Raw genomic sequence first — 20981 nt, 5'->3', positions numbered from 1 at the left:
AGTAGCCCTAATCAATAGCGGTAGGTGTTGGCCTTGTAGGGGCCAGCTTTTGACACACCAATGTACGCAGCCTGCTCATCACTCAGCTCGCTCAGCATCGCGCCGACCTTCTTCAGGTGCAGGCGCGCCACTTTTTCGTCCAGGTGTTTCGGCAGCACGTAGACCTTGCCCACTTCGTAAGCAGCCTGCTTGGTGAACAGTTCGATCTGTGCAATGGTCTGGTTGGCGAAACTGGACGACATCACAAAGCTCGGGTGGCCGGTGCCGCAGCCGAGGTTCACCAGGCGGCCCTTGGCCAGCAAGATGATGCGTTTGCCGTCCGGGAAGATCACGTGGTCAACTTGCGGCTTGATCTCTTCCCAGGTGCATTTTTCGAGCGAAGCGACGTCGATTTCGTTGTCGAAGTGGCCGATGTTGCAGACGATGGCCTGGTCTTTCATCTTGGCCATGTGGTCATAGGTGATGACGTTCTTGTTGCCGGTGGCGGACACAAAGATGTCGGCCTTGTCGGCAGCGTATTCCATGGTCACGACCTTGTAGCCTTCCATCGCGGCCTGCAGGGCGTTGATGGGGTCAATCTCAGTCACCCACACTTGTGCGGACAGCGCGCGCAGGGCCTGGGCCGAGCCCTTGCCCACGTCGCCATAACCGGCCACGCAAGCGACCTTGCCCGCGACCATCACGTCGGTGGCGCGCTTGATGGCGTCGACCAGCGATTCGCGGCAGCCATACAGATTGTCGAACTTGGATTTGGTCACCGAGTCATTGACGTTGATGGCGCGCAGGGCCAGCGTGCCCTTGGCCGACATTTCATTCAAGCGCAGCACGCCGGTGGTGGTTTCTTCGGTCACGCCGATGATGTTTTTCAGGCGGCGGCTGTACCAGGTCGGGTCAATCGCGAGCTTGGCCTTGATCGAGTTGAACAGGCAGATTTCCTCTTCGCTGCCGGGCTTGGAAATCAGGCTGGCGTCTTTTTCGGCCTTGGTGCCCAGGTGCATCAGCAGCGTTGCATCGCCGCCGTCGTCCAGGATCATGTTCGGGCCTTCTTCGGGCGTGCCCTTGGCGCCGGTGAATTCGAAGATGCGGTGGGTGTAGTCCCAGTAGTCGGCCAGGGTTTCGCCCTTGATGGCGAACACCGGCGTGCCGGCGGCGGCGATGGCGGCGGCGGCGTGGTCTTGTGTGGAGAAGATGTTGCACGAGGCCCAGCGCACGTCGGCGCCCAGGGCTTGCAGCGTCTCGATCAGCACGCCGGTCTGGATGGTCATGTGCAGCGAGCCGGTGATGCGCGCGCCCTTCAGCGGCTGCGCCTTCGCGAACTCTTCACGAATGGCCATCAGGCCGGGCATCTCGGTCTGGGCAATGTTCAGTTCCTTCCGGCCCCAGGCGGCAAGCGAAATGTCGGCAATCACGTGGTCGGCAGCAGCGGGTTTCAATACGGCGTTCATGGGGTATCTCCAAAATCAAAGGTTCAATTCGGCAAAATAGCCACGGCCACATGGCTTCAAATCGGCGGGGGAGTCTGTTGTCTCACCCGGCTTGAGAGCACATGCGGGTGAGCGTGGTTGCAAATGAAAGTCCTGAGCCTAGACCACATGTCGTGGGTTGCAACGCTCCTCAGGAACTTTGAATTATACCAATCCGTGGGCAATGCACCAACAGGGGCCGCGGAACTGGCTTCGCCAGGCCGCAGGCGCAGCAGCCCCTTCGAGGGGCAGGGCGCTACACAAAGTGAGCAACCGTGGGGGCCACATTACTCGTGAGAAAATTTCACCATGCAAGAACCCAAGACCATTTGCCTCTATCTGTTCGCAAAAGCTCTCGACAACTTTGACCTGCGCGCCGCGGAAGCTGCCATGGAAACGTCAGATTTCGAAGTAAAGCTTTCTCAGAACAGTGAGCGCAACGGGCTGGAGGTGCATTGGCAGCCAGATCCCATCGTTCACCCCGAATACCAGGCAGGTGGTGTTCTTGCCAGGCCGCCGGGCGAGACTCATATCCTGCGTTTTGATGCCGGCGATGCAGCAAGGAAGATTCGCCAGGACGTATCAGCGTTGCTGGCGCAAGATGACCAGCTGGTTCCCCCCGCCCTGAAGCCCGAGGGCCTTGTGCACCTGATGGAGCTCGATGTCGCCACCATTCCCCGGCACAGGACGGCGATGCTCTATGCCCTGGTGGTCGAGCTGGCCGCCACCGCTATCCAGACCGGCGACGTAGCTATCTATGAACCGGGCAGCGCAATTTGCCTCACCCCGGCTGTTGCGCGCGAGTTACTGGACTGGCGCTCGCTCCTGGAGCAACTTGACAACCCGCTTCCCATACAGTCCACCGGGCTTGTCGAGGACCCGGATTTCGCGCCGCCCACGGAAGCGACCCACGGTACACAAGCGCGCCCCTCGCCCCGGCAAGAAGGCAGCCGTCCTCCGGGACAGCAAGGCCCGAACTGGTCTGGTTGGCTGCTGGCCGGTGTCGCCGGCGTGGGACTGATTTCCTGGTATTGGCTGCGCGGCTGAGATCCAACGAACGAATAACGCCCCCTGAGGAAGCTGATGCACCCACTTACCCGCTGGCTCGCCAATGAGCGTGCCCAGATTTTCGGCGTCTTCACCGACATCGACGACACCCTGACCACCGAGGGCGCCATCACACCCGATGCGCTGCAGGCGCTGAGCGATCTCAAGGCCGCCGGCTTGCACGTGATTCCCATCACCGGCCGGCCGGTCGGCTGGAGCGAGCCGTTTGCGTTGAGCTGGCCGGTCGATGCCATCGTGGCTGAAAACGGCGCCGTGGCGCTTCTTGCCAATAGAAATAGCCTCCAGCCCTTATCCGGCGGGCGTGAGGCGCTATCAAAACTATATCAACAGGATGCACCGACACGCGCCGCCAACTATGCCCGCATGCAGCAGGTGGGCAGCCGCGTGGTGCGTGAAGTCCCTGGTGCCGTGTTGTCCGAAGACAGCCCGGGCCGCGAAACCGACATTGCCATTGACCACAGCGAATTTGTGCACCTTCCGCCGGAGGACATCACCCGGGCGATGCAGATCATGCAGAGCGAAGGCATGAACGCGACGGTGAGCTCCATCCACATCAACGGCTGGTTCGGCGCGCACAACAAGCTCGAAGGCGCGCGCTGGATCGTCCGCGAATTGTTCGGCCGTGATCTGGATGCGGAGATCGAACAGTGGGTGTACGTGGGCGACTCGACCAACGACCAGTTGATGTTCGAGGCCTTCCCGCATTCGGTGGGTGTGGCCAACATCCGCCGCTTTGAAGCGGAGCTGAGCCACAAACCGCGCTACATCACTGACGGTGAACGGGGCGCGGGCTTTGCCGAGTTGGCAGCCGCCCTGCTGGCGGCGCGCTCCCGCTGAATGCGTTTCTGCGGCCCCTAGCGGCCATTGCAACAGAAGTTTCAAGCCAAATCGGCACCCAGCCCTTATTTCACGGACGCGAGTAGCTACTGATTCAATAGCACACCGCTGACACCAACCCGGCTCAGAACGCCCTTCAGCGCCTTTCCAGTCGCGGTACCCAGCTTCACCACCTGCTCCGGCGTGGTGGAAGCGACCACCCGGCCGCCGGCGTTGCCGCCATCGGGACCAAGGTCAATCACCCAGTCAGCCTCGGCAATGACATCCAGGTCGTGCTCGATCACCACCACGCTGTGGCCGCCGTTGACCAGCCGGTGCAGCACGTGGATGAGTTTTTCCACATCGGCCATGTGCAGGCCCACCGTAGGTTCGTCCAGCACATAGAGGGTGTGCGGCGCCTTTTGGCCGCGCCGCGTGATGTCGTCGCGCACCTTGGACAGCTCGGTCACCAGCTTGATGCGCTGCGCCTCACCGCCCGACAGCGTCGGCGACGGTTGGCCCAGAGTCAGGTAACCCAGGCCCACGTCTTTGAGCAACTGCAGCGGATGCGCAATGGCCGGCATGGAGGCGAAGAACTCGACAGCTTCGTCCACTTCCATGGTCAGCACATCGCCGATGTTCTTGCCGCGCCAGGTGACAGCCTGGGTTTCGGGGTTGAAACGTGCGCCGTGGCAGGTTTCGCAGAGCACCTTCACATCCGGCAGAAAGCTCATGCCGATGGTGCGCACGCCCGCGCCCTCGCAGGTCGGGCAGCGGCCCTCGCCGGTGTTGAAGCTGAAGCGCCCGGCGCCGTAGCCGCGTGCCTTGGCTTCCAGCGTGTCGGCAAACAGCTTGCGCACCGTGTCCCAGAAGCCGATGTAAGTCGCCGGGCATGAGCGCGGTGTCTTGCCGATGGGCGTCTGGTCCACTTCCAGCACGCGGTCCACCACCTCGTAACCTTCGATGCGCTCGCAGCCGGTCCACGTCGGGTGTTTGCCGGCGTTGTCGGCATCGCGCCCGGCCTTGGTCGAACGTTGCGCCACGCCGGCCTGCACATTGGCCAGCAGCACGTCGCGCGCCAGGGTTGACTTGCCCGAGCCTGACACACCCGTCACGGCCACCAGCCGGTACAGCGGCACGGTGACGGACACATTCTTGAGGTTGTGCAGATCGGCGCCCACCACATTCAGCCAGGAGGTGAAGGGCCCGGCTGCCGCAGGCGCTGCGTTGTGCAGCGCACTGGCGCTCGCGGCGGCCGCTTTCAGTGCTTGTGCCTTCAAGGCCGCAGCCTTCTGCTTGCTCACAGGCTTGGCGCCGACAGCAACGGGCAGCACCAGCACGGCGGCAGCCGGCGCAGCGCCTGTGCGTGTCTCGCGCCGAAGCTGCAGGGGATGAATCAGCGGCTGGGCCAGGTAACGCCCCGTGAGTGAATCCGGTAGTGTGGCCAGATGCGCGGCCGTTCCCTGCCCCACCAGTTGGCCGCCGCGCTTGCCGGCGCCGGGGCCGATGTCGATGATGTTGTCGGCACGGCGAATCGTGTCTTCGTCGTGCTCAACCACCACCAGCGTGTTGCCGCGCTCACTGAGCTTGCCCAGGGCGCGCAACAAAATCTGGTTGTCGCGCGGATGCAGGCCGATGGTCGGCTCGTCAAGCACATAACAAACGCCCTGCAGATTGGAACCCAGTTGCGCCGCCAGCCGGATGCGTTGCGCCTCGCCGCCCGAGAGTGTGGGTGCGCCGCGGTCCAGCGTCAGGTAACCCAGACCGACGTCCTCTAAAAACTCCAGGCGGCTTTTGATTTCAGGGATCAGGTCGCGCGCAATGCCCGCCTCGCGGCCCAGAAGCGCGAGCTTCTCTACCCAGGCGCGCACATCGGTCACAGATAAAGCCGCAATATCGGAAATGCCGACGCCGGCAAATTTCACGGCGCGCGCCTGCGCGTTCAGGCGTGTGCCCTGGCAGGTCGGGCAGGCGGCGTCCACCACGTCTTCGGCTTCCGGTTCGGCAAAACTCTGCTCGCGGCCCTTGTTGTCGTCGTCACGCACGGAGTCGTCAAACACCTTGCGCTGCTCCTTGGTCAGCTTGACGCCGGTGCCGACACAGTCCGGGCACCAGCCGTGTTTGCTGTTGTAGCTGAAAAGACGCGGATCCAACTCAGGGTAAGAGGTGGCACACACCGGGCAAGCACGCTTGGTCGACGAGGCTTGCAACGCGCCTATCTGTTTGGTCGACACGCCCGCCATCATGGCGCCGCGCAGTCCGTCCAGTGGGGCCAGCACATGGACGATGCCCTTGCCATGTTCCAGCGCGGTGGCCAGCGCCTGGCGCAACAAGGCTTCGTTGGCCGGTGTCACATGGATGTCGGCAATCGGCAGCTCCACCGTGTGTTCCTTGAAACGGTCGATGCGCGGAAACCCGGTGGTCGGCAAGAACTCGCCGTCCACACGCAGGTGTGTGTAGCCACGCGGCCGCGCCCAGTCAGCCAGCTCGGTGTAGACGCCCTTGCGGTTGATCACCAGCGGCGCGAGCAGGCCGATGTGCTGGCCGCGGTAGGCCTTGAGCAGTTGCGCCGCAATGCTGTCAGCGCTTTGCGGCATCACGGCGGCCCCGTCTTTGGTGCAGTGCTGGATACCGAGCTTCACATACAGCAAACGCAAAAAGTGCCAGACCTCCGTCGTGGTGCCCACGGTGGACTTGCGCCCACCGCGCGACAGGCGCTGCTCGATCGCCACGGTGGGCGGAATGCCATAAACCGCATCCACCTCGGGCCTGCCCGCCGGCTGCACAATGCTGCGTGCATAAGCGTTGAGTGATTCAAGGTAGCGCCGCTGGCCTTCGTTGAACAGGATGTCAAAAGCCAGCGTGGACTTGCCGGAACCCGACACGCCGGTCACCACATTGAACTGGCCGCGCGGAATGTTGACCGACAGGCTTTTGAGGTTGTGCTCCTTGGCATTGACGATCTGGATCAGGTTGGAGAAGGCCGGCTTGGTGGTCCAGGCCTTGGCGCGTGCTTCTTCCACACCGTGCACCTTGCCCATGGCCTGCTCGTACTCGCGCAGCGCCAGCGCTGTATGCGAGGTCGGGTGCTCGCGCACCGTCTCAGGTGTTCCCTGGGCAACCAGCAGGCCGCCGGCTTCCCCGCCTTCCGGACCCAGGTCAATCAGCCAGTCGGCCGAGCGGATGACGTCGAGGTTATGTTCGATGACGATCAGCGAATGGCCGACGTCAAGCAGCTTGCGCAAGGCGCGCATCAGCTTGGCAATGTCGTCAAAGTGCAGTCCGGTGGTGGGCTCGTCAAACAGGAACAAGGTTCCGCGGTTGATGTTTTTCAACGCCAGTGGCTGGCGGCTGTTGCTGGCTGTTTTGGATGCGCCCGCCAGAAACCCGGCGAGCTTGAGGCGCTGAGCTTCGCCGCCTGACAGCGTCGGCACAGGTTGGCCCAGTTTCACGTACTCCAGGCCCACATCAACAATCGGCTGCAGCGCGCGTATCACTTCGCGGTCCTGCGCAAAAAGCGCGCAGGCCTCGCTTACCGTCAGATCCAGTACGTCCGACACACTCATCAGCCGCGGACGCACATCCCCCATTGCCTTGCGTTCGATCGTGACTTCCAGAATTTCTGGACGGTAACGTTTGCCATCGCAGTCGGGGCAACGCAAGTACACGTCGCTGAGAAACTGCATCTCCACGTGCTCGAACCCCGAGCCACCGCAGGTCGGGCAGCGCCCGTCGCCATTGTTGAAGCTGAACTTGGAAGAGGTATAGCTGCGCTGCTTCGCCATCGGGGTCTGGGCGAAAAGTTCGCGCACGGCGTCCCACGCACCCACATAACTCGCTGGGTTCGAGCGCGCCGTTTTCCCGATGGGCGACTGGTCCACGAACACCACGTCGGTCAGGTAGTCCGCACCCATCAGCCTGTCATGCAGGCCCGGCGTTTCCGTCGCCTTGCCGAACTGGCGCAGCAGGGCCGGTGCAAGAATGTCCTGCATCAGCGTGGACTTGCCAGACCCGCTGACGCCTGTGACGCATACCAGGCGCTGCAGCGGAAATTCCACCGTCAGGTTCTTCAGGTTGTGGTCACGCGCACCTTCCAGAATGAGACGCGGCGTGTTGTCGCTCACTGGTCGCTTGAAGCCCATGCCCACCTGCTTGCGTGAACCGAGGTAGGCACCGGTCAGTGTGTCGGCGTGTTTGAGGTCTTCGGGTGTGCCGTCAAAAACAATCTGGCCGCCCTTTTCACCGGGGCCGGGGCCCATGTCGATCATGCGGTCGGCCGCCAGCATGACCGCGGGATCGTGCTCAACCACCACCAGCGTGTTGCCGGCGTCGCGCAGGCGGTGCATGGCCTGGGTGATGCGGTTCATGTCGCGCGGGTGCAGGCCAATCGAAGGTTCATCAAGCACAAACAGCGTGTTGACCAGCGAGGTACCCAGCGCCGTCGTGAGGTTGATGCGCTGCACCTCGCCGCCCGACAGCGTGCGGCTTTGCCGGTCCAGCGTCAGGTAACCGATGCCCACATCACACAGGTATTTGAGGCGGGTGTGGATTTCCTCGAACAGCGACTTGAGCGCCTTGAATTCAGCATCGGGTGCGCTGCCGTCCTGCAGTGCGACTGGTGCCAGCCCGTTGAAAAAATCGCGCAGGCGATCAATTGGCAGTTGCATCAGGTCATGCAGGCTCAGGCCGGGCAAGGCTTCGAGCTGGGTGCGAGTCCAGTCCACACCAACCGGCATGAAGCGTTTGCCGGGTGGCAGCACGGCGTCAGCCGCTTCTTTGGAGCCCAGGCGCCAGAGCAAGGCCTCGAGCTTCAGGCGCGCGCCGCCGCAGGTTTCGCACGGCGTGTAGCTGCGGTACTTGGACAGCAGCACACGAATGTGCATCTTGTAGGCCTTGGTCTCCAGGTAGGCGAAAAAACGCTTGATGCCATACCACTGCTTCTTCCACTGGCCGTCCTTGTAGCCCGGCGTGCCGTGGATCACCCAATGCTGCTGCGCTGGCGTGAGCTTGTACCAGGGCGTATCACGCGGAATGCCTGCGGCTTCGGCGTGGCGCATCAGGTCGTCCTGGTTTTCGGCCCAGGCAGGGGTTTGCAAGGTCTTGATCGCGCCGGCGCGCAGGGTCAGCTTGTCATTGGGAATCACCAGGCCATAGTCAACCCCGATGACACGACCAAAGCCACGGCAGGTTTCGCAGGCGCCCATGGCCGAGTTGAAAGAAAACAGCGAAGGCGTCGGCTCTCCATAACGCAGGTCACTGTCGGGGCAATGCAGGCCGGTCGAGAAGCGCCACATCTGTTCAGCGCCTCCTTCCTCTGCCGCCTGAACATACACATTGAGGCGGCCACCACGCTTGAGTGCCATTTCAATCGCTTCCACCACACGCGACTTTTCGGCGGCATGAACACGGAAACGATCGGCCACCACGTCGAGCAGCTTGTGCGGCCCCGCCGGCGTGGCCACATCGCGCTCGGCATGTACACGCGTGAAACCGCTGGCCGAGAGCCACTGCGTCACCTCTTCGGCACTGGTGTTGCCAGGCAGCTCCACCGGAAAGGTCATGATCACTCTCGGATCGGTCGAGGCCGTGCGTGCCATCAGCTCGGCATAAATCGATTCGGGCGTGTCATGCCGCACGGCCTGAGCTGTTTTTTTGTCGAACAACTGCGCAGCGCGCGCATACAGAAGTTTGAGATGGTCGTTGAGCTCCGTCATCGTGCCCACGGTGGAGCGCGAGCTGCGCACCGGGTTGGTCTGGTCGATGGCAATCGCCGGCGGCACGCCTTCGACCTTGTCGACGGCCGGCTTGTCCATGCGGTCCAGAAACTGCCGCGCGTACGCCGAAAAAGTTTCCACGTAACGGCGCTGGCCCTCGGCAAACAAGGTGTCAAACACCAGCGATGACTTGCCGGAGCCGCTGGGGCCCGTGACCACCGTCATCTCCCCGGTGCGAATGTCGAGATCGAGGTTTTTGAGGTTGTGCTGACGCGCGCCGCGAATGCGGATGATTCCCTGAGACATGGGTGGGGTGCTTTCCTGTAGGTCAAACATTCTAGTCAGCGCTTTTTGCGTCTGCACCGTGTGGGGTCAAAACCACTTGGACCACTGATTTGCACTTGTATGCGGTTTGTCCTACTGCGAAGTTCGCGCTTTGATGCTCCAATTTTCTACAACAAATCAACCCGTTAAAGGCTTTCAATGAGAAAACCCAGCTTATGGTGCGCAGCCCTTGTCATGGCCGCACTGACTCACGCCAGTCAGGCACAAATCCTGGTCGGGCAAACCGCCGGATTTACCGGCCCGGTGGGCGCGGGTGTGAAAGAAACGACGGACGGCGCAAAACTTTACATTGATGCCATCAATGCCAAAGGCGGAGTTAACGGCCAGAAGATCGAACTCATCTCGATGGACGACAAGTTTGATCCCAAGACCGCAAGTGAAAACGCCCGGCTGCTGATTGAGGAAAAAAACGTGGTGGCGCTCTTCCTGACACGCGGAACACCACATACCGAGGCCATCCTTCCGCACCTTGAAAAACATGGTGTGGCATTGGTGGGTCCGTCCACTGGCGCCATGGTGCTGCACCAGCCCGTCAAGAAATATGTATTCAATGTGCGCGCCACTTACCAGCGCGAGGCTGAAAAAGCCATCACACACCTGCACTCCATGGGCATCACGCGCATTGCCATTGTTCACGCCGATGACAGCTTTGGTGCAGATGGCGTGGCTGGTGCGCAAAAAGGCCTGGCCACCGCCAAGCTGCAGCCCGCAGTGCTGGAAAAATTCAATCGAAGCAAGCCTGATTTCACCCTCATTACGCCGAAGATTGTCCAGTCCAATGCGCAAGCGGTCATCATGGTGGCCTCGGGGCAAGCCGTGGTGGACGGCACCAAGGCTTTCCGCGCAGCGGGTTCCGCGGCGCAGATCGTGACCTTGTCGAACAATGCGTCAAGTGGCTTCATCAAAAGCCTGGGTGAGAATGCGCGCGGCGTGATCGTGACCCAGGTCTTCCCTTATGAGCGTTCGATTTCCTACGGCATGGTCAAGGAAGCCCAGGAAATGGCCAAAGCCAAAGGTGCGAGCGACATCAGCCCGGCCATGCTTGAAGGATTTGCTGCCGCGAAGGTGCTTGTCGAAGGCCTGCGCCGCGCCGGCCCGAAACCAACCCGCGAAAAAATCCAGGTCGCGCTTGAAAGCATACGCAAGCTCGACATCGGCGGCCTGGAGGTGAACTTTTCACCCGAAGACCATACCGGCCTTGACTTCGCCGATCTCTCCATCATCGGCACCGACGGAAAATTCAGGCGTTAAGTGCCTGCTCCAGCTCGCGGCACTTGTCCGCGCCGACCGCGTCTCTGATCTTGGGCAGCAAGGCGCGCAAGGCCTCGACGTCGGCTGCCCCCTCCACAGCCAGGGTCAGCCTGAAGCCACGCAAGCCCAAGGCACTGGTCAGCTGGACGGCCAGCGGATAGGCCTTCCTGTAGCGGTCGTTCGCAGCGTCGCTGCTTTCTTTCCCCGCCACCACGGCAGCCGCCGTTGCCAACTTGTCCGTCTGCTCACGAATAGACTGCGGATCGGGTTCGAGTAAACCGAGTTCCACCAGCTGCACCAGCTCGTCGGACGTCACGCCCAGGCCCGCTGTGGCCTCCAGCACCTCTTTCAGCGAGCGTTTTCCGTCAAAAAGAATGAAAGCGGAGCGCTGCCGCGGCGCCAGCAACGACCGGTCCTTCAGCGCCTTCTGCCCGGCTTCAGTCTTGACGTAACGCATAAAAAATCCTGTTTTACTTCGCGCTGCTGGCGGCGGGTTCGGGCGCATGCACCGCGTCAGCGCCGTGTTTCTCGCCACCCATGTCGATGTCGCCGCCTTTGCTCAACATAAACAGGGCCAGCCCCGCAAAAATAATAAATCCTACTGCAATTTTCCACATGAGGTTTCTCCAAAAAAAAACAGGCTCCCGTTCAAAGGGGAGCCTGCGAACTTGCTCTGGGCGGTCTGGTCGTCTGTGTCCAGAACCGCCTGTTTTTCATAACTCGCTTCAGTCGTCAGCGTAGATATCAACGTCCTTGGTTTCCTTGATGAACAAGGTGCCGATGACAACCGTGGCTCCAGCGATGATGATCGGATACCACAAGCCGTTGTACATGTTGCCGGTCTGGGCCACGATGGCAAACGCGGTAGTTGGCAGCAGGCCGCCGAACCAGCCGTTGCCGATGTGGTACGGCAGACTCATGGAGGTGTAGCGAATGCGTGTCGGGAACATCTCCACCAGCATGGCTGCAATCGGACCGTAAACCATGGTCACCAGCAGCACCAGGTAAGTCAGGATGGCGATCACCATGAACTTGTCCACCTTCGCCGGATCGGCCTTGGTGGGGTAGCCCGCGGTCTTCAGTGCGTCAGCCACACCTTTTTTGAACTCGGCGTCTTTCTTCTTGGCTTCGTCGGCAGGCAGACCCTTGGCGGAATAACCGGGGATGACGGTGTCACCAATGGCGATGCTGGCAGGTGTGCCGGCGGCGCCCGGTGCATTCTCATAACTCACTGAGGCTCCGGCAAGCACCTGTTTGGCAATGTCGCAAGAACTGGTGAACTTGACGGTACCCGTGGGGTTGAACTGGAACGAGCATTCGTTCGCATCGGCAGTCACAACCACCTTGTTCTTCGCCTGGGCAGCAGCCAGATCAGGATTAGCGGCTTTCGTCAGCGCGGTGAACACGGGGAAGTAGGTCAGCGCAGCCAGCAGGCAACCGGCCATGATGATGGGCTTGCGGCCTATCTTGTCCGACAGCGCACCGAACACGATGAAGAAAGGCGTACCGATCAGCAGCGAAACAGCCACAAAGATGTTGGCCGTTGCGCCGTCCACTTTGAGCGCCTGTGTCAGGAAGAACAGCGCGTAGAACTGGCCCGAATACCAGACCACGGCCTGGCCGGCGGTCAGGCCGATCAGTGCCAGGATAACGATCTTCAGGTTTTTCCACTGGCCGAAAGATTCGGACAAGGGTGCCTTCGAGGTCTTGCCTTCAGCCTTCATCTTGGTGAAAGCCGGCGACTCGTTCATGCTCAGGCGGATGTACACCGACACGCCCAGCAGCAGAATGGAGACCACGAAGGGAATGCGCCAGCCCCATTCGGCAAACGCGGCTTCGCCCAAGGCGGTTCGCGTACCCAGAATCACCATCAGCGACAGGAACAGACCCAGCGTAGCGGTGGTTTGAATCCAGGAGGTGTAAGCACCACGCTTGCCCTGAGGCGCGTGTTCTGCAACGTACACGGCTGCGCCACCGTACTCACCACCCAGTGCCAGGCCTTGCAGCATGCGCAGTGCGATCAGGATGACCGGAGCGGCAACGCCAATGGTGGCGTAACTTGGCAGCAAGCCGACGATAAAGGTCGACAAACCCATGATCAGGATGGTGATCAGGAAGGTGTATTTACGGCCGATCATGTCGCCGAGCCGGCCGAACACCAGCGCACCGAAGGGGCGCACGATGAAACCGGCGGCAAATGCGAGCAGGGCAAAAATGAAGGCCGAACCAGCATCCACGCCGCTGAAGAATTGCTTGGCAATGATGGGGGCCAGCGAACCGTAAAGATAAAAGTCGTACCACTCAAAAACAGTACCGAGGGAAGAAGCGAAGATAACTTTCTTCTCCTCACCCGTCATCGGCCTGTTGGCGACAGCTGTTGTCATGATCTTGTCTCCAAAAAATAAAGGCCCCCGACATGGAGGCTTGCGCAATTATTTTTGGAGTGACTGACCCAGCTCTGACGTGAAACCAACAGAACCTTGCGCCAAACTTATTGGCTCCTGACAACTCAAGGGAAAACCCGAACAAAATTTCAGCTTGTAGCCACCTCTCTACGGAAAGCAGACAGATCGCGTACCGATCCCTTACGTTGCCGGCTCGCTATTTTTTGCGCTGCTCACTGGGTATTCTGGCCACGCCATTCCATTCGGCGCCGTCAAACCACGCATCACCGTGCAGGTAGGCACGCAGCATCGGCAAGGCGTCAAACCCCCAGAACACCTTGCCGTCCACCACCATCGCAGGCACGCCAAACAGCCCTTGCGAGATAGCCTCGTCACCGTGAGATTTCAATTGGTCCTTGACGTCTCCACCGTTGACCTCGCGCTGAGGAGCCAGCTGCGCCGCGAGTGCGTCGGTGCGCTGCGCATCCGTGGCGTCCAGGCCTGTCTGCCAGACATGGCGAAAAATCGTCTCGCAGACATAACGATTGGGCGTGCCGTGTGTATCGCTCGCCACGGCCAGTCGCAGAAGCGGCAGTGGATTGAAAGGATGGCTGGCAGGCAGTTGCAGGGAAACGCCCTGCTGATGGGCCAGCCACAACACCTGGCGGTAAGTCCATTCGCGCTTGCCGCCAATTTCCGCAGGACCGAGCTGGCCGTGATGCTTGAGCAACCCGCCAAACAGCAGCGGCTTGTAGGTCACGCTGTAGCTGATGCCTTTCAATGCTTCAGGCAATTTCTCGAACGCCAGATAGGCGTAAGGCGAGATGAAGTCCAGGTAAAAGGTTATGTGCTTCATGAAGCGGCCAACAACTGCAACGCTGCCATCCGTTGTTCGATCAGGTTCCACACGCCCCGCTTGCCGGCATCGCTTGCCTGGCTCCAGGCGGCAATTTCATCACGTGTCCTGAAGCAGCCCTCACACAACCCGCTGATTGCATCCATGCGGCACACCGAGATGCAGGGAGACGGGATGTTTTCGGTTAAAGCCCTTATTTCATCGGCCCGGGCAGCTACCAAATAGATAGCGCGAGCCTGCGTCAGCTTTTCCTGAACCGGGTCTACGGCCACATCGGCCACCGGCGCGCCGGTCAATGTCACCAATTGCTGCGGTTCCAGTTTGAAGACGCCGTGCGGATGGCCGGCCGCTGCCCAGATTTCGTCGAAACGAAACAGGCTCTGGTCGATCAGCGTGACAGGCGGCGTGGCATGCGCGATAGGCGATACGCCGCCAATCGAAAAACCGGTACGCGCTTTCACAAACTCGGCATCGGCCCGCCCGAGTCGTTTTCCGTCCGGGCAAATCAGGGCTTCCACCTTCTTCTCGTCTACCCGCTGATCACCCGCCGTGATGACCAGCACCGCTGCATCATCGGATTTACGGCGAAAGATAATGCTCTTGGCAATTTGTCCGAGCGCAATGCCCAGTGCATCCGCCGCCTGCTGCGCAGTGCGGGCTGCATCGTCCAACATAACGGGCATATGGGGGTGGCCCTGAGCCTGCAGCACGGCAGCCACACGCCGCACACCCTCAGGCAACACAGTCAACTCCGCGCCACACATCAGCCAGCCCTCTTGTTCAGCAGTGCGGTGGCCGCGCGCGAGTTGGGCTTGCGCTCCAGGAAGTCACTGATGAACTTGCCGGCGTCGATCAGCTTGTCCAGATCAATGCCTGTATCTATGCCCATTCCATGCAACATGTAGACCACGTCCTCTGTAGCCACGTTGCCAGTTGCGCCCTTGGCATACGGGCAGCCGCCCAGGCCGGCCGACGAGGTGTCGTAATTCCAGATACCCATTTCCAGGCAAATCAGCGTATTACCCAGGGCCTGGCCGTAGGTATCGTGAAAATGCCCCGACACGTCGTCGATGTCATAGTGCTGCAGCGCCGCTTCCATTGCGCGTCGCACTTTCAGCGGCGTGCCCACGCCAATCGTGTCGGCCACCCCAACGTGCTGTACGCCGATGTCTTTCAGCAGACGTGCCACCATCTCCACACGCTCCGGCGCCACTTCGCCTTCATAAGGGCAACCGACGGCGCAGGAGATGGCTCCCCGCACGCGGATGCCCTTGGCCAGTGCAGCTTCAGTCACCGGACGAAAGCGTTCAATACTTTCTTCTATCGAGCAGTTGATGTTGCGCTGGCTGAATGCCTCGCTGGCTGCAGCAAACACCACGATTTCGTCAGGTTTGGACAACACCGCAGCTTCGAACCCCTTCATGTTGGGTGTAAGCACCGAATAACGCACGCCGGGCTTGCGCTTGATGCCCATCATCACTTCCGCGTTGTCAGCCATTTGCGGCACCCATTTAGGCGACACAAAACTCGTGACCTCGATCTCAGTGAGGCCCGCGTCCTGCAGGCGATGCACCAGCTCGATCTTGACCGCAGCCGGTACTGGCGCCTTTTCGTTTTGCAGGCCGTCGCGCGGACCGACGTCAACAATTTTGACTTTGGAAGGTAATTGCATATGTCTAGTATCCTTTTTTCGGGTCAACCACACCGGCAAGACTGGAAATGGTCAGCCCCGCCTGGACCGCCGCGATCTTGCCCGCAATCTGCGCAATGCTCTCCTCACGCAGGGTACGCGCCGAGGTATGTGGCGTGACAGTGATCCTGGGGTGCTGCCAGAACGGGTGTGCCGGCGGCAGCGGTTCGGTGCGAAACACATCCAGTGTCGCGCCGGCCAGGTGACCACTGTCGATCAGCGCAATCAGGTCTTCGTCCACCAGATGTGCGCCGCGCGCCACATTGATGACATAGCCGCCCGGCATCAGTCGGGACAGGTTTTTCCGATTCATGATGTCCTGGGTGCCGGGTGTGAGCGGCAGCAAACACACCAGGATGCGGGTTGCAGACAGGAAATCCTCAAATCCCGCATCGCCCGAAAAACACTGCATACCCGGAATTTCTTTCGGGGATCGGCTCCAGCCGAGCACCGGAAATTCAAACTGCCGAAGTGTCGTGGCGACGCGCTCACCCAGCACCCCCAGCCCCATTACGCCGACCGGGAAGTCCGTGCGTAGTCGGGGCTTGCGGTAGGACCATTTTCCCTGCTTCACATCGGCCTCATAGCCGTCGAACTCGCGGAAATGCCGGATCACCGCGTGGCTAACATATTCAGCCATCTGGACCGACATGCCGGCATCGTCCAGCCGCACCACAGCGGCATGCAAAGGCAGGCGCATCTTCATCAACGCGTCTACGCCCGCACCAATATTGAACAGGGCCTTGAGCTGTGGCTGCTCATCCAGAAATTGCTGTGGCGGCATCCACACCACGGCATAGTCGACGGGCGGAGCACCCGGCTCCCATTGCTCAACCTCGTCACCTGGAAGGGCAGCGCGCAATCCGGCCAGCCAGGGTTCGGCTTTGGTATCAGTGCAACAGAAGGAAATTTTCATGCCGTGATTGTGCCGCGCGTTAACGTCATGTCTGCACAAGCGTGCAGACCATCATCCCTAAGCAACCATCTTGAGCAGTTCTGCGCCCTCGGTCACCTGGTCGCCGGGTGCGTACAGAATTTCCTGCACCACGCCATCGGCCGGTGCCGCAATCGTGTGCTCCATCTTCATGGCTTCCATCACAGCCAGCGCCTGGCCCTTGGCGACCTTGTCGCCGGCCTTTACGGCGAACGACACCACCTTGCCAGGCATGGGCGCAGTCAGCCGGCCGGCCTCGCCATGGGCTTCACCGGCATGGGCCAACTGGTCAATAACCGTGATCTGCGTGGCACCCTGGCGCGCGAACACATGCACGGTTTCGCCGCGGCGATAGATATGCGCGCTGAACCGCTGCTCGCCGAACCGGACATCCACCGCGCCGCCTTTGCTGGCAAACACCAGGGTGTCATCCGCACCGCCCACGGCCAGACGCAGCCCACCGTCATGCAGATAGGTCAGCGCGGCCCGGGCCGGCTCGCCATGGAACTCGAACTCAAACCGCCGCAGGGTCACACCGTGCGAACGCCAGCCATCGCGCTTGCTGAAAGGGTCGTCGGTTTCCTGCGCCTTTTCTTCCAACAAGCTCAAGGCCACGGCAGCCGCGGCAGCCGCAGGCAATCCAATCTTCTCCTGGTTGAACAACACCGCCTGTTCGCGCGGAATCAGCGCGGTGTCCAGGTCGGCTTCGGCAAACGAGCGGCTTTGCACCACATGCCGCAAAAACTGCACATTGGTACTCAGGCCCACGATGTGCACCTGCGCCAACGCCTCGTCCATGCGTGCCAGCGCCTGCTCACGCGTGTCGCCATGCACGATCAGCTTGGCGATCATCGAGTCGTAAAACGGCGAAATGACATCGCCCTCGCGCACGCCAGCGTCCACACGTACCAGGCCGCGCTCAAATGACACCGAAGGCGGCAAGCCGTACACGTGCAGCGTGCCTGTGGCCGGCAGGAAGTTGTTGTCAGGACTTTCGGCGCAGATACGCGCTTCAATCGCATGACCGTGGATGCGCAACTGCTCCTGCGCCAGCGGCAGCTTCTCGCCCGAAGCCACGCGCAGTTGCCACTCCACCAGGTCCAGCCCCGTGATGGCCTCCGTCACAGGGTGCTCGACCTGCAACCGCGTATTCATCTCCATGAAGAAGAAATTCATGGTTCCATCGCTGCGCTGCTCAACGATGAACTCGACCGTACCCGCCCCAACGTAATTGACGGCGCGGGCAGCCGCCACCGCCGCTTCACCCATCTGCTTGCGCATCGCTGGCGTCATGCCTGGCGCCGGGGCTTCTTCCAGCACCTTCTGGTGGCGGCGCTGAACCGAGCAGTCACGCTCGAACAGATAAACGTAGTTGCCGTGCGTGTCGCCGAACACCTGGATTTCGATATGACGCGGACGCTGCGCATACTTCTCCACGAGCACCGCGTCGTCGCCAAAGCTGTTGATGGCTTCGCGCTTGCAGGAAGCCAATGCCGCTTCGAAATCTTCCGACTTCTCCACCGCGCGCATGCCCTTGCCACCGCCACCGGCGCTGGCCTTGATCAGCACAGGGTATCCAATGCGGTCCGCCTCCCGCTTGAGCAGAGCCGGATCCTGGTCGCTGCCGTGATAACCGGGCACCAGCGGAACACCGGCTTTTTCCATCAGCTGCTTGGACTCGGCTTTCAACCCCATGGCCTTGATGGCCGAAGCAGGTGGGCCGATGAAAACCAGTCCGGCGTCACCGCAGGCCTGGGCAAACTCCTCGTTCTCGCTGAGAAAACCGTAACCGGGGTGAATCGCTTCCGCGCCAGTGGCCTTGGCTGCAGCAATGATTTTTTCCCAGCGCAGGTAGCTGTCCTTGGGCGCGCTGCCTCCGATGTGGATGGCTTCATCGCACACGCTCACATGTTTGGCGCCAGCGTCCGCATCAGAGTAGACAGCCACGGTCTGGATCGCCATGCGCCGGGCGGTCTCAGCCACCCTGCAGGCGATTTCACCGCGATTGGCAATCAGTATTTTTTTAAACATGTCGATCGTTCTTTGAGAAGGGAGATTTCAGGGTGAAAGCCGGTGACGGCCCAATATCGGGCTTGCCACTGAAGATGCGCGCCACCCGGGCAAAAAGCTGCCTCAGAAAGCGCCAGCAAATGCGGATCAACCACACGCTGAGAATCAGCACGAGAATCAGCAAAACCAAAAACACCAGGGGATGCGCAATCGCCAGCCATAAGCCCGCGGGAACCATGCCGTCTTCCAGCAGCGAAACCCCCACGTTGGTAAAAGGTTCCGGCGAGGTATTGATGGCTGCGCGGGTTGTGGCCTTCGCCGCGTGGCTGGTGGCCGCCAGCGTGCCACCCATCAGCGCTGCCACCAGCGCCATCAACCCGCTGTCAGCGCCGAACACGCCCGCCGCGAGTGCGGCACCGGCTGGGATGCGGATCATGGTGTGGACCACATCCCACAACGAATCGAGCCCGGGAATCTTGTCTGCAAAAAACTCCACGAACACCATGAAGCCGCTGGCACCTAGCACCACCGGATGCGCTAACAGGTGGAGCCCCTGCGGCAACTGGATCCAGCCCATGAATCCGGCCAAGCCGGTGAGCAGAACCACAAGGTAAAGCCGCACGCCACTGGCCCAACCCAGCGCACCGGCGAGGGCAATCAGTTGCGCGGTGTCCATAGCTTGCATGTTGCGACGCGACCTTACTTTGGCGCAAAGGGCACGAATACCACTTTGTCATTGACGGCATACAGGCGGCAGGGCGACTTGAAGCGCTCACAATTTTCCAGGGCCTTGGCGACCCCCACATCCCCGTATCCGCGCGCGATCGCACCTTTCTCCGAGATAGCCACGGCACGCGGAAAGGGCTTGTCCAGCCATTCGCGATAAAGCTCCCGCCCTTTGGCACTCAGACGAGGCACGGCTTCGATATCGTCCAACGCGGCAAAACCGGTCGCGTCCGGAGCAGGCAGTTCCAGCTTGCGCCGGTAAGCCGCAGCCGCCAATGCCGCTTCGCTGGAAGGGTCCCAGACCACATGATCGTCCACCGCATAAAGTGCGCACACGGCGCCATGCTGGTTGCACAGCGCCAGGGCATCCTGCATGGCGTTGAAGCCGCGACCCGTACCTATCGCACCGCGCCCGGAAATCGCGACCGCCTTGGGTGCCGGGGCCTTGAGCCAACGTTCGTAAATGCTGAAGCTTTTATCCCCGAGTTTTCGCGGCAGGAATTGAGGGCTGGTATCAGGGGCAAAACCGGAGGGCAGCGGCACGGGCTGCGCGTGAGCTGGCACACGCTTTTCTTCAACGGCTGGCACGGCGGTGGCCACAGCCGGCGCGGGAGCAACAGGCGCTGAGACAGACGCCTCCATAGCCGATGGCGCCACCGGAACGTTTGACACTCCCGCCATCGCGGCAGGGGGCGTCGCCAGGCCCGGCGGCAGGGAGAACGACACCTTTTGGGCTGCCGCTCCGAACTCACGGGCAACCACCAGTTGCATGACTTCTTTGAGCAGATTCAGCTGGTCGGTGCTGTAGCTGACGTTCTGGCGCTTCACGCCCATTTCGGTCCCGTGCAGGGCAGGGTTTTGGCCCAGGTAGTCCAGGTATTTGTCCAGCGCCTGGCCGGCCCGCAACAGCGCGAGCATCGCCACGAAGTCCGCGCGCAGATGGTCGGCCTGCATATAAGGCGTCACGTCGCGTAGCGTGTCGGACGTCGGCTTACCCGTGATAGCGGCAAAGAGGTTCAACACCTGGCCGACAGACTTCAAAGAGTGGCCGTAGCTATTGGCCTCCACCGCCGCGAAACCCGAGGTGCGCGCCTGCAAAAATATCATTACCGTGGAGGGATCGAGCCCGACTGTTCCGGCGACCCGGAGTTCTTCATCAAGCTCCCGCGCTTTCAGGTGCGCTACGCCGCCGTAGCAGGTCGGCACCGGCTTGATGCTGATCTCGCGCTCCTGCGCGTCCGCGCCTTCGGTTCTGATGCGCAACGCCATGGGCGGCCCATCCAGAGCCGCGTTGACGGCCGGCCGCCAGACCTGTTGCATCAATTCAAGCTGGGTCTGGGCGACGACTACCCGGCCATTGACCGACAGCACCGTATCACGATTACGCAAACCCGCAAGATAAGCCGGCCCACCCTCAACAACAGCGAACGCTTGGACCCTGTGTGACGGGTCTTTGGACAGTGTGAGAACCAGGGCGCCAGCATTCGCAAACGCCTTCGGCGCGCAAAACGGTGCCAGCGCATGGCCTATCCGATGAGCGGCCGTTAGCAGCAAAGCTCTGGCTTGTGCCTCGGTGATCGTGTCGGCCAACGGCGCCTGCGCGATCGCGTGCCCGGACAGCCCCGTGGCCAGCACCAGGACGGAACAAAAAACGTTTCTCATCGCAGCAGCCATGCAACACTCCTTGCCTGAACCAGGCCCTGGTGGGGGACGATACAGCGTAA

The 20981-nt window shown here is 61.2% G+C and carries 15 protein-coding genes and 1 riboswitch; of the genes, 3 read left to right on the top strand and 12 right to left on the bottom strand.

What is annotated here, in order from left to right:
* Positions 1–11: 11 nt before the first annotated feature.
* Positions 12–1445, bottom strand: coding sequence for an adenosylhomocysteinase (ahcY, locus tag B0B52_RS08505; protein ID WP_077593186.1), 1434 nt, complete (start codon positions 1443–1445; stop codon positions 12–14).
* A gap of 102 nt (positions 1446–1547) precedes the next feature.
* A riboswitch (S-adenosyl-L-homocysteine riboswitch) is annotated at positions 1548–1622 on the bottom strand.
* A 150-nt stretch (positions 1623–1772) separates the two neighbouring features.
* On the opposite strand from ahcY, the gene B0B52_RS08495 reads away from it, so the two are divergent.
* Both B0B52_RS08495 and B0B52_RS08490 read left to right on the top strand, forming a co-directional pair.
* Positions 1773–2510, top strand: coding sequence for a hypothetical protein (locus tag B0B52_RS08495; protein ID WP_168173506.1), 738 nt, complete (start codon positions 1773–1775; stop codon positions 2508–2510).
* Between the two features lie 36 nt (positions 2511–2546).
* Positions 2547–3368, top strand: a complete 822-nt coding sequence (locus B0B52_RS08490) for an HAD family hydrolase (RefSeq protein WP_077593183.1) — start codon at positions 2547–2549, stop codon at positions 3366–3368.
* A gap of 86 nt (positions 3369–3454) precedes the next feature.
* Here the strand turns inward: B0B52_RS08490 and uvrA are convergent, their stop codons facing one another.
* The gene (uvrA, locus tag B0B52_RS08485; RefSeq protein ID WP_077593182.1) at positions 3455–9367 is read right to left on the bottom strand and encodes an excinuclease ABC subunit UvrA; all 5913 of its coding nucleotides are present in this window, start codon (positions 9365–9367) and stop codon (positions 3455–3457) included.
* A gap of 177 nt (positions 9368–9544) precedes the next feature.
* Here uvrA and B0B52_RS08480 point away from each other — a divergent pair, with 177 nt between their 5' ends.
* The gene (locus B0B52_RS08480) at positions 9545–10657 is read left to right on the top strand and encodes an ABC transporter substrate-binding protein (protein WP_077593181.1); all 1113 of its coding nucleotides are present in this window, start codon (positions 9545–9547) and stop codon (positions 10655–10657) included.
* On the opposite strand, the gene B0B52_RS08475 is transcribed toward B0B52_RS08480, so the two are convergent.
* From B0B52_RS08475 to B0B52_RS08435, 10 genes are all read right to left on the bottom strand, one after another.
* Positions 10647–11114 (bottom strand): hypothetical protein, encoded by a 468-nt coding sequence (locus B0B52_RS08475; protein WP_077593180.1) that lies wholly within the window; start codon positions 11112–11114, stop codon positions 10647–10649. The two genes, B0B52_RS08480 and B0B52_RS08475, sit on opposite strands and share 11 nt — an antisense overlap.
* A gap of 13 nt (positions 11115–11127) precedes the next feature.
* Positions 11128–11274 (bottom strand): hypothetical protein, encoded by a 147-nt coding sequence (locus tag B0B52_RS22455; protein WP_168173505.1) that lies wholly within the window; start codon positions 11272–11274, stop codon positions 11128–11130.
* 108 nt (positions 11275–11382) lie between these two features.
* The gene (locus B0B52_RS08470; protein ID WP_077593179.1) at positions 11383–13041 is read right to left on the bottom strand and encodes an MFS transporter; all 1659 of its coding nucleotides are present in this window, start codon (positions 13039–13041) and stop codon (positions 11383–11385) included.
* A gap of 217 nt (positions 13042–13258) precedes the next feature.
* Positions 13259–13897 (bottom strand): 2-hydroxychromene-2-carboxylate isomerase, encoded by a 639-nt coding sequence (locus B0B52_RS08465; RefSeq protein WP_077593178.1) that lies wholly within the window; start codon positions 13895–13897, stop codon positions 13259–13261.
* Complete coding sequence (locus tag B0B52_RS08460) at positions 13894–14661, bottom strand: YbaK/EbsC family protein (RefSeq protein WP_077593177.1); 768 nt, start codon at positions 14659–14661, stop codon at positions 13894–13896. Before B0B52_RS08460 ends, B0B52_RS08465 begins: the two co-directional genes overlap by 4 nt.
* Complete coding sequence (locus tag B0B52_RS08455) at positions 14661–15569, bottom strand: hydroxymethylglutaryl-CoA lyase (protein ID WP_077593176.1); 909 nt, start codon at positions 15567–15569, stop codon at positions 14661–14663. Before B0B52_RS08455 ends, B0B52_RS08460 begins: the two co-directional genes overlap by 1 nt.
* A gap of 4 nt (positions 15570–15573) precedes the next feature.
* Entirely contained in the window at positions 15574–16503 is a 930-nt protein-coding gene (locus tag B0B52_RS08450) for a glyoxylate/hydroxypyruvate reductase A (RefSeq protein WP_077593175.1), read from the bottom strand.
* Positions 16504–16560: 57 nt separating this feature from the next.
* Positions 16561–18552: an acetyl/propionyl/methylcrotonyl-CoA carboxylase subunit alpha gene (locus tag B0B52_RS08445; protein ID WP_077593174.1), complete on the bottom strand. Its 1992-nt coding sequence runs from the start codon at positions 18550–18552 to the stop codon at positions 16561–16563.
* Positions 18545–19216: a DUF4126 domain-containing protein gene (locus B0B52_RS08440; protein WP_077593173.1), complete on the bottom strand. Its 672-nt coding sequence runs from the start codon at positions 19214–19216 to the stop codon at positions 18545–18547. Before B0B52_RS08440 ends, B0B52_RS08445 begins: the two co-directional genes overlap by 8 nt.
* Before the next feature lie 14 nt (positions 19217–19230).
* On the bottom strand, positions 19231–20931 hold the full coding sequence (locus B0B52_RS08435; protein WP_077593172.1) for a PDZ domain-containing protein: 1701 nt from the start codon (positions 20929–20931) through the stop codon (positions 19231–19233).
* Positions 20932–20981: the final 50 nt, after the last annotated feature.

This window comes from Polaromonas sp. A23 (genome assembly GCF_002001015.1).
Lineage (GTDB): Bacteria > Pseudomonadota > Gammaproteobacteria > Burkholderiales > Burkholderiaceae_C > Polaromonas.
The sequence above is the reverse complement of the archived record's forward strand: the minus strand, read 5'-3'. Positions and strand labels throughout refer to the sequence as shown.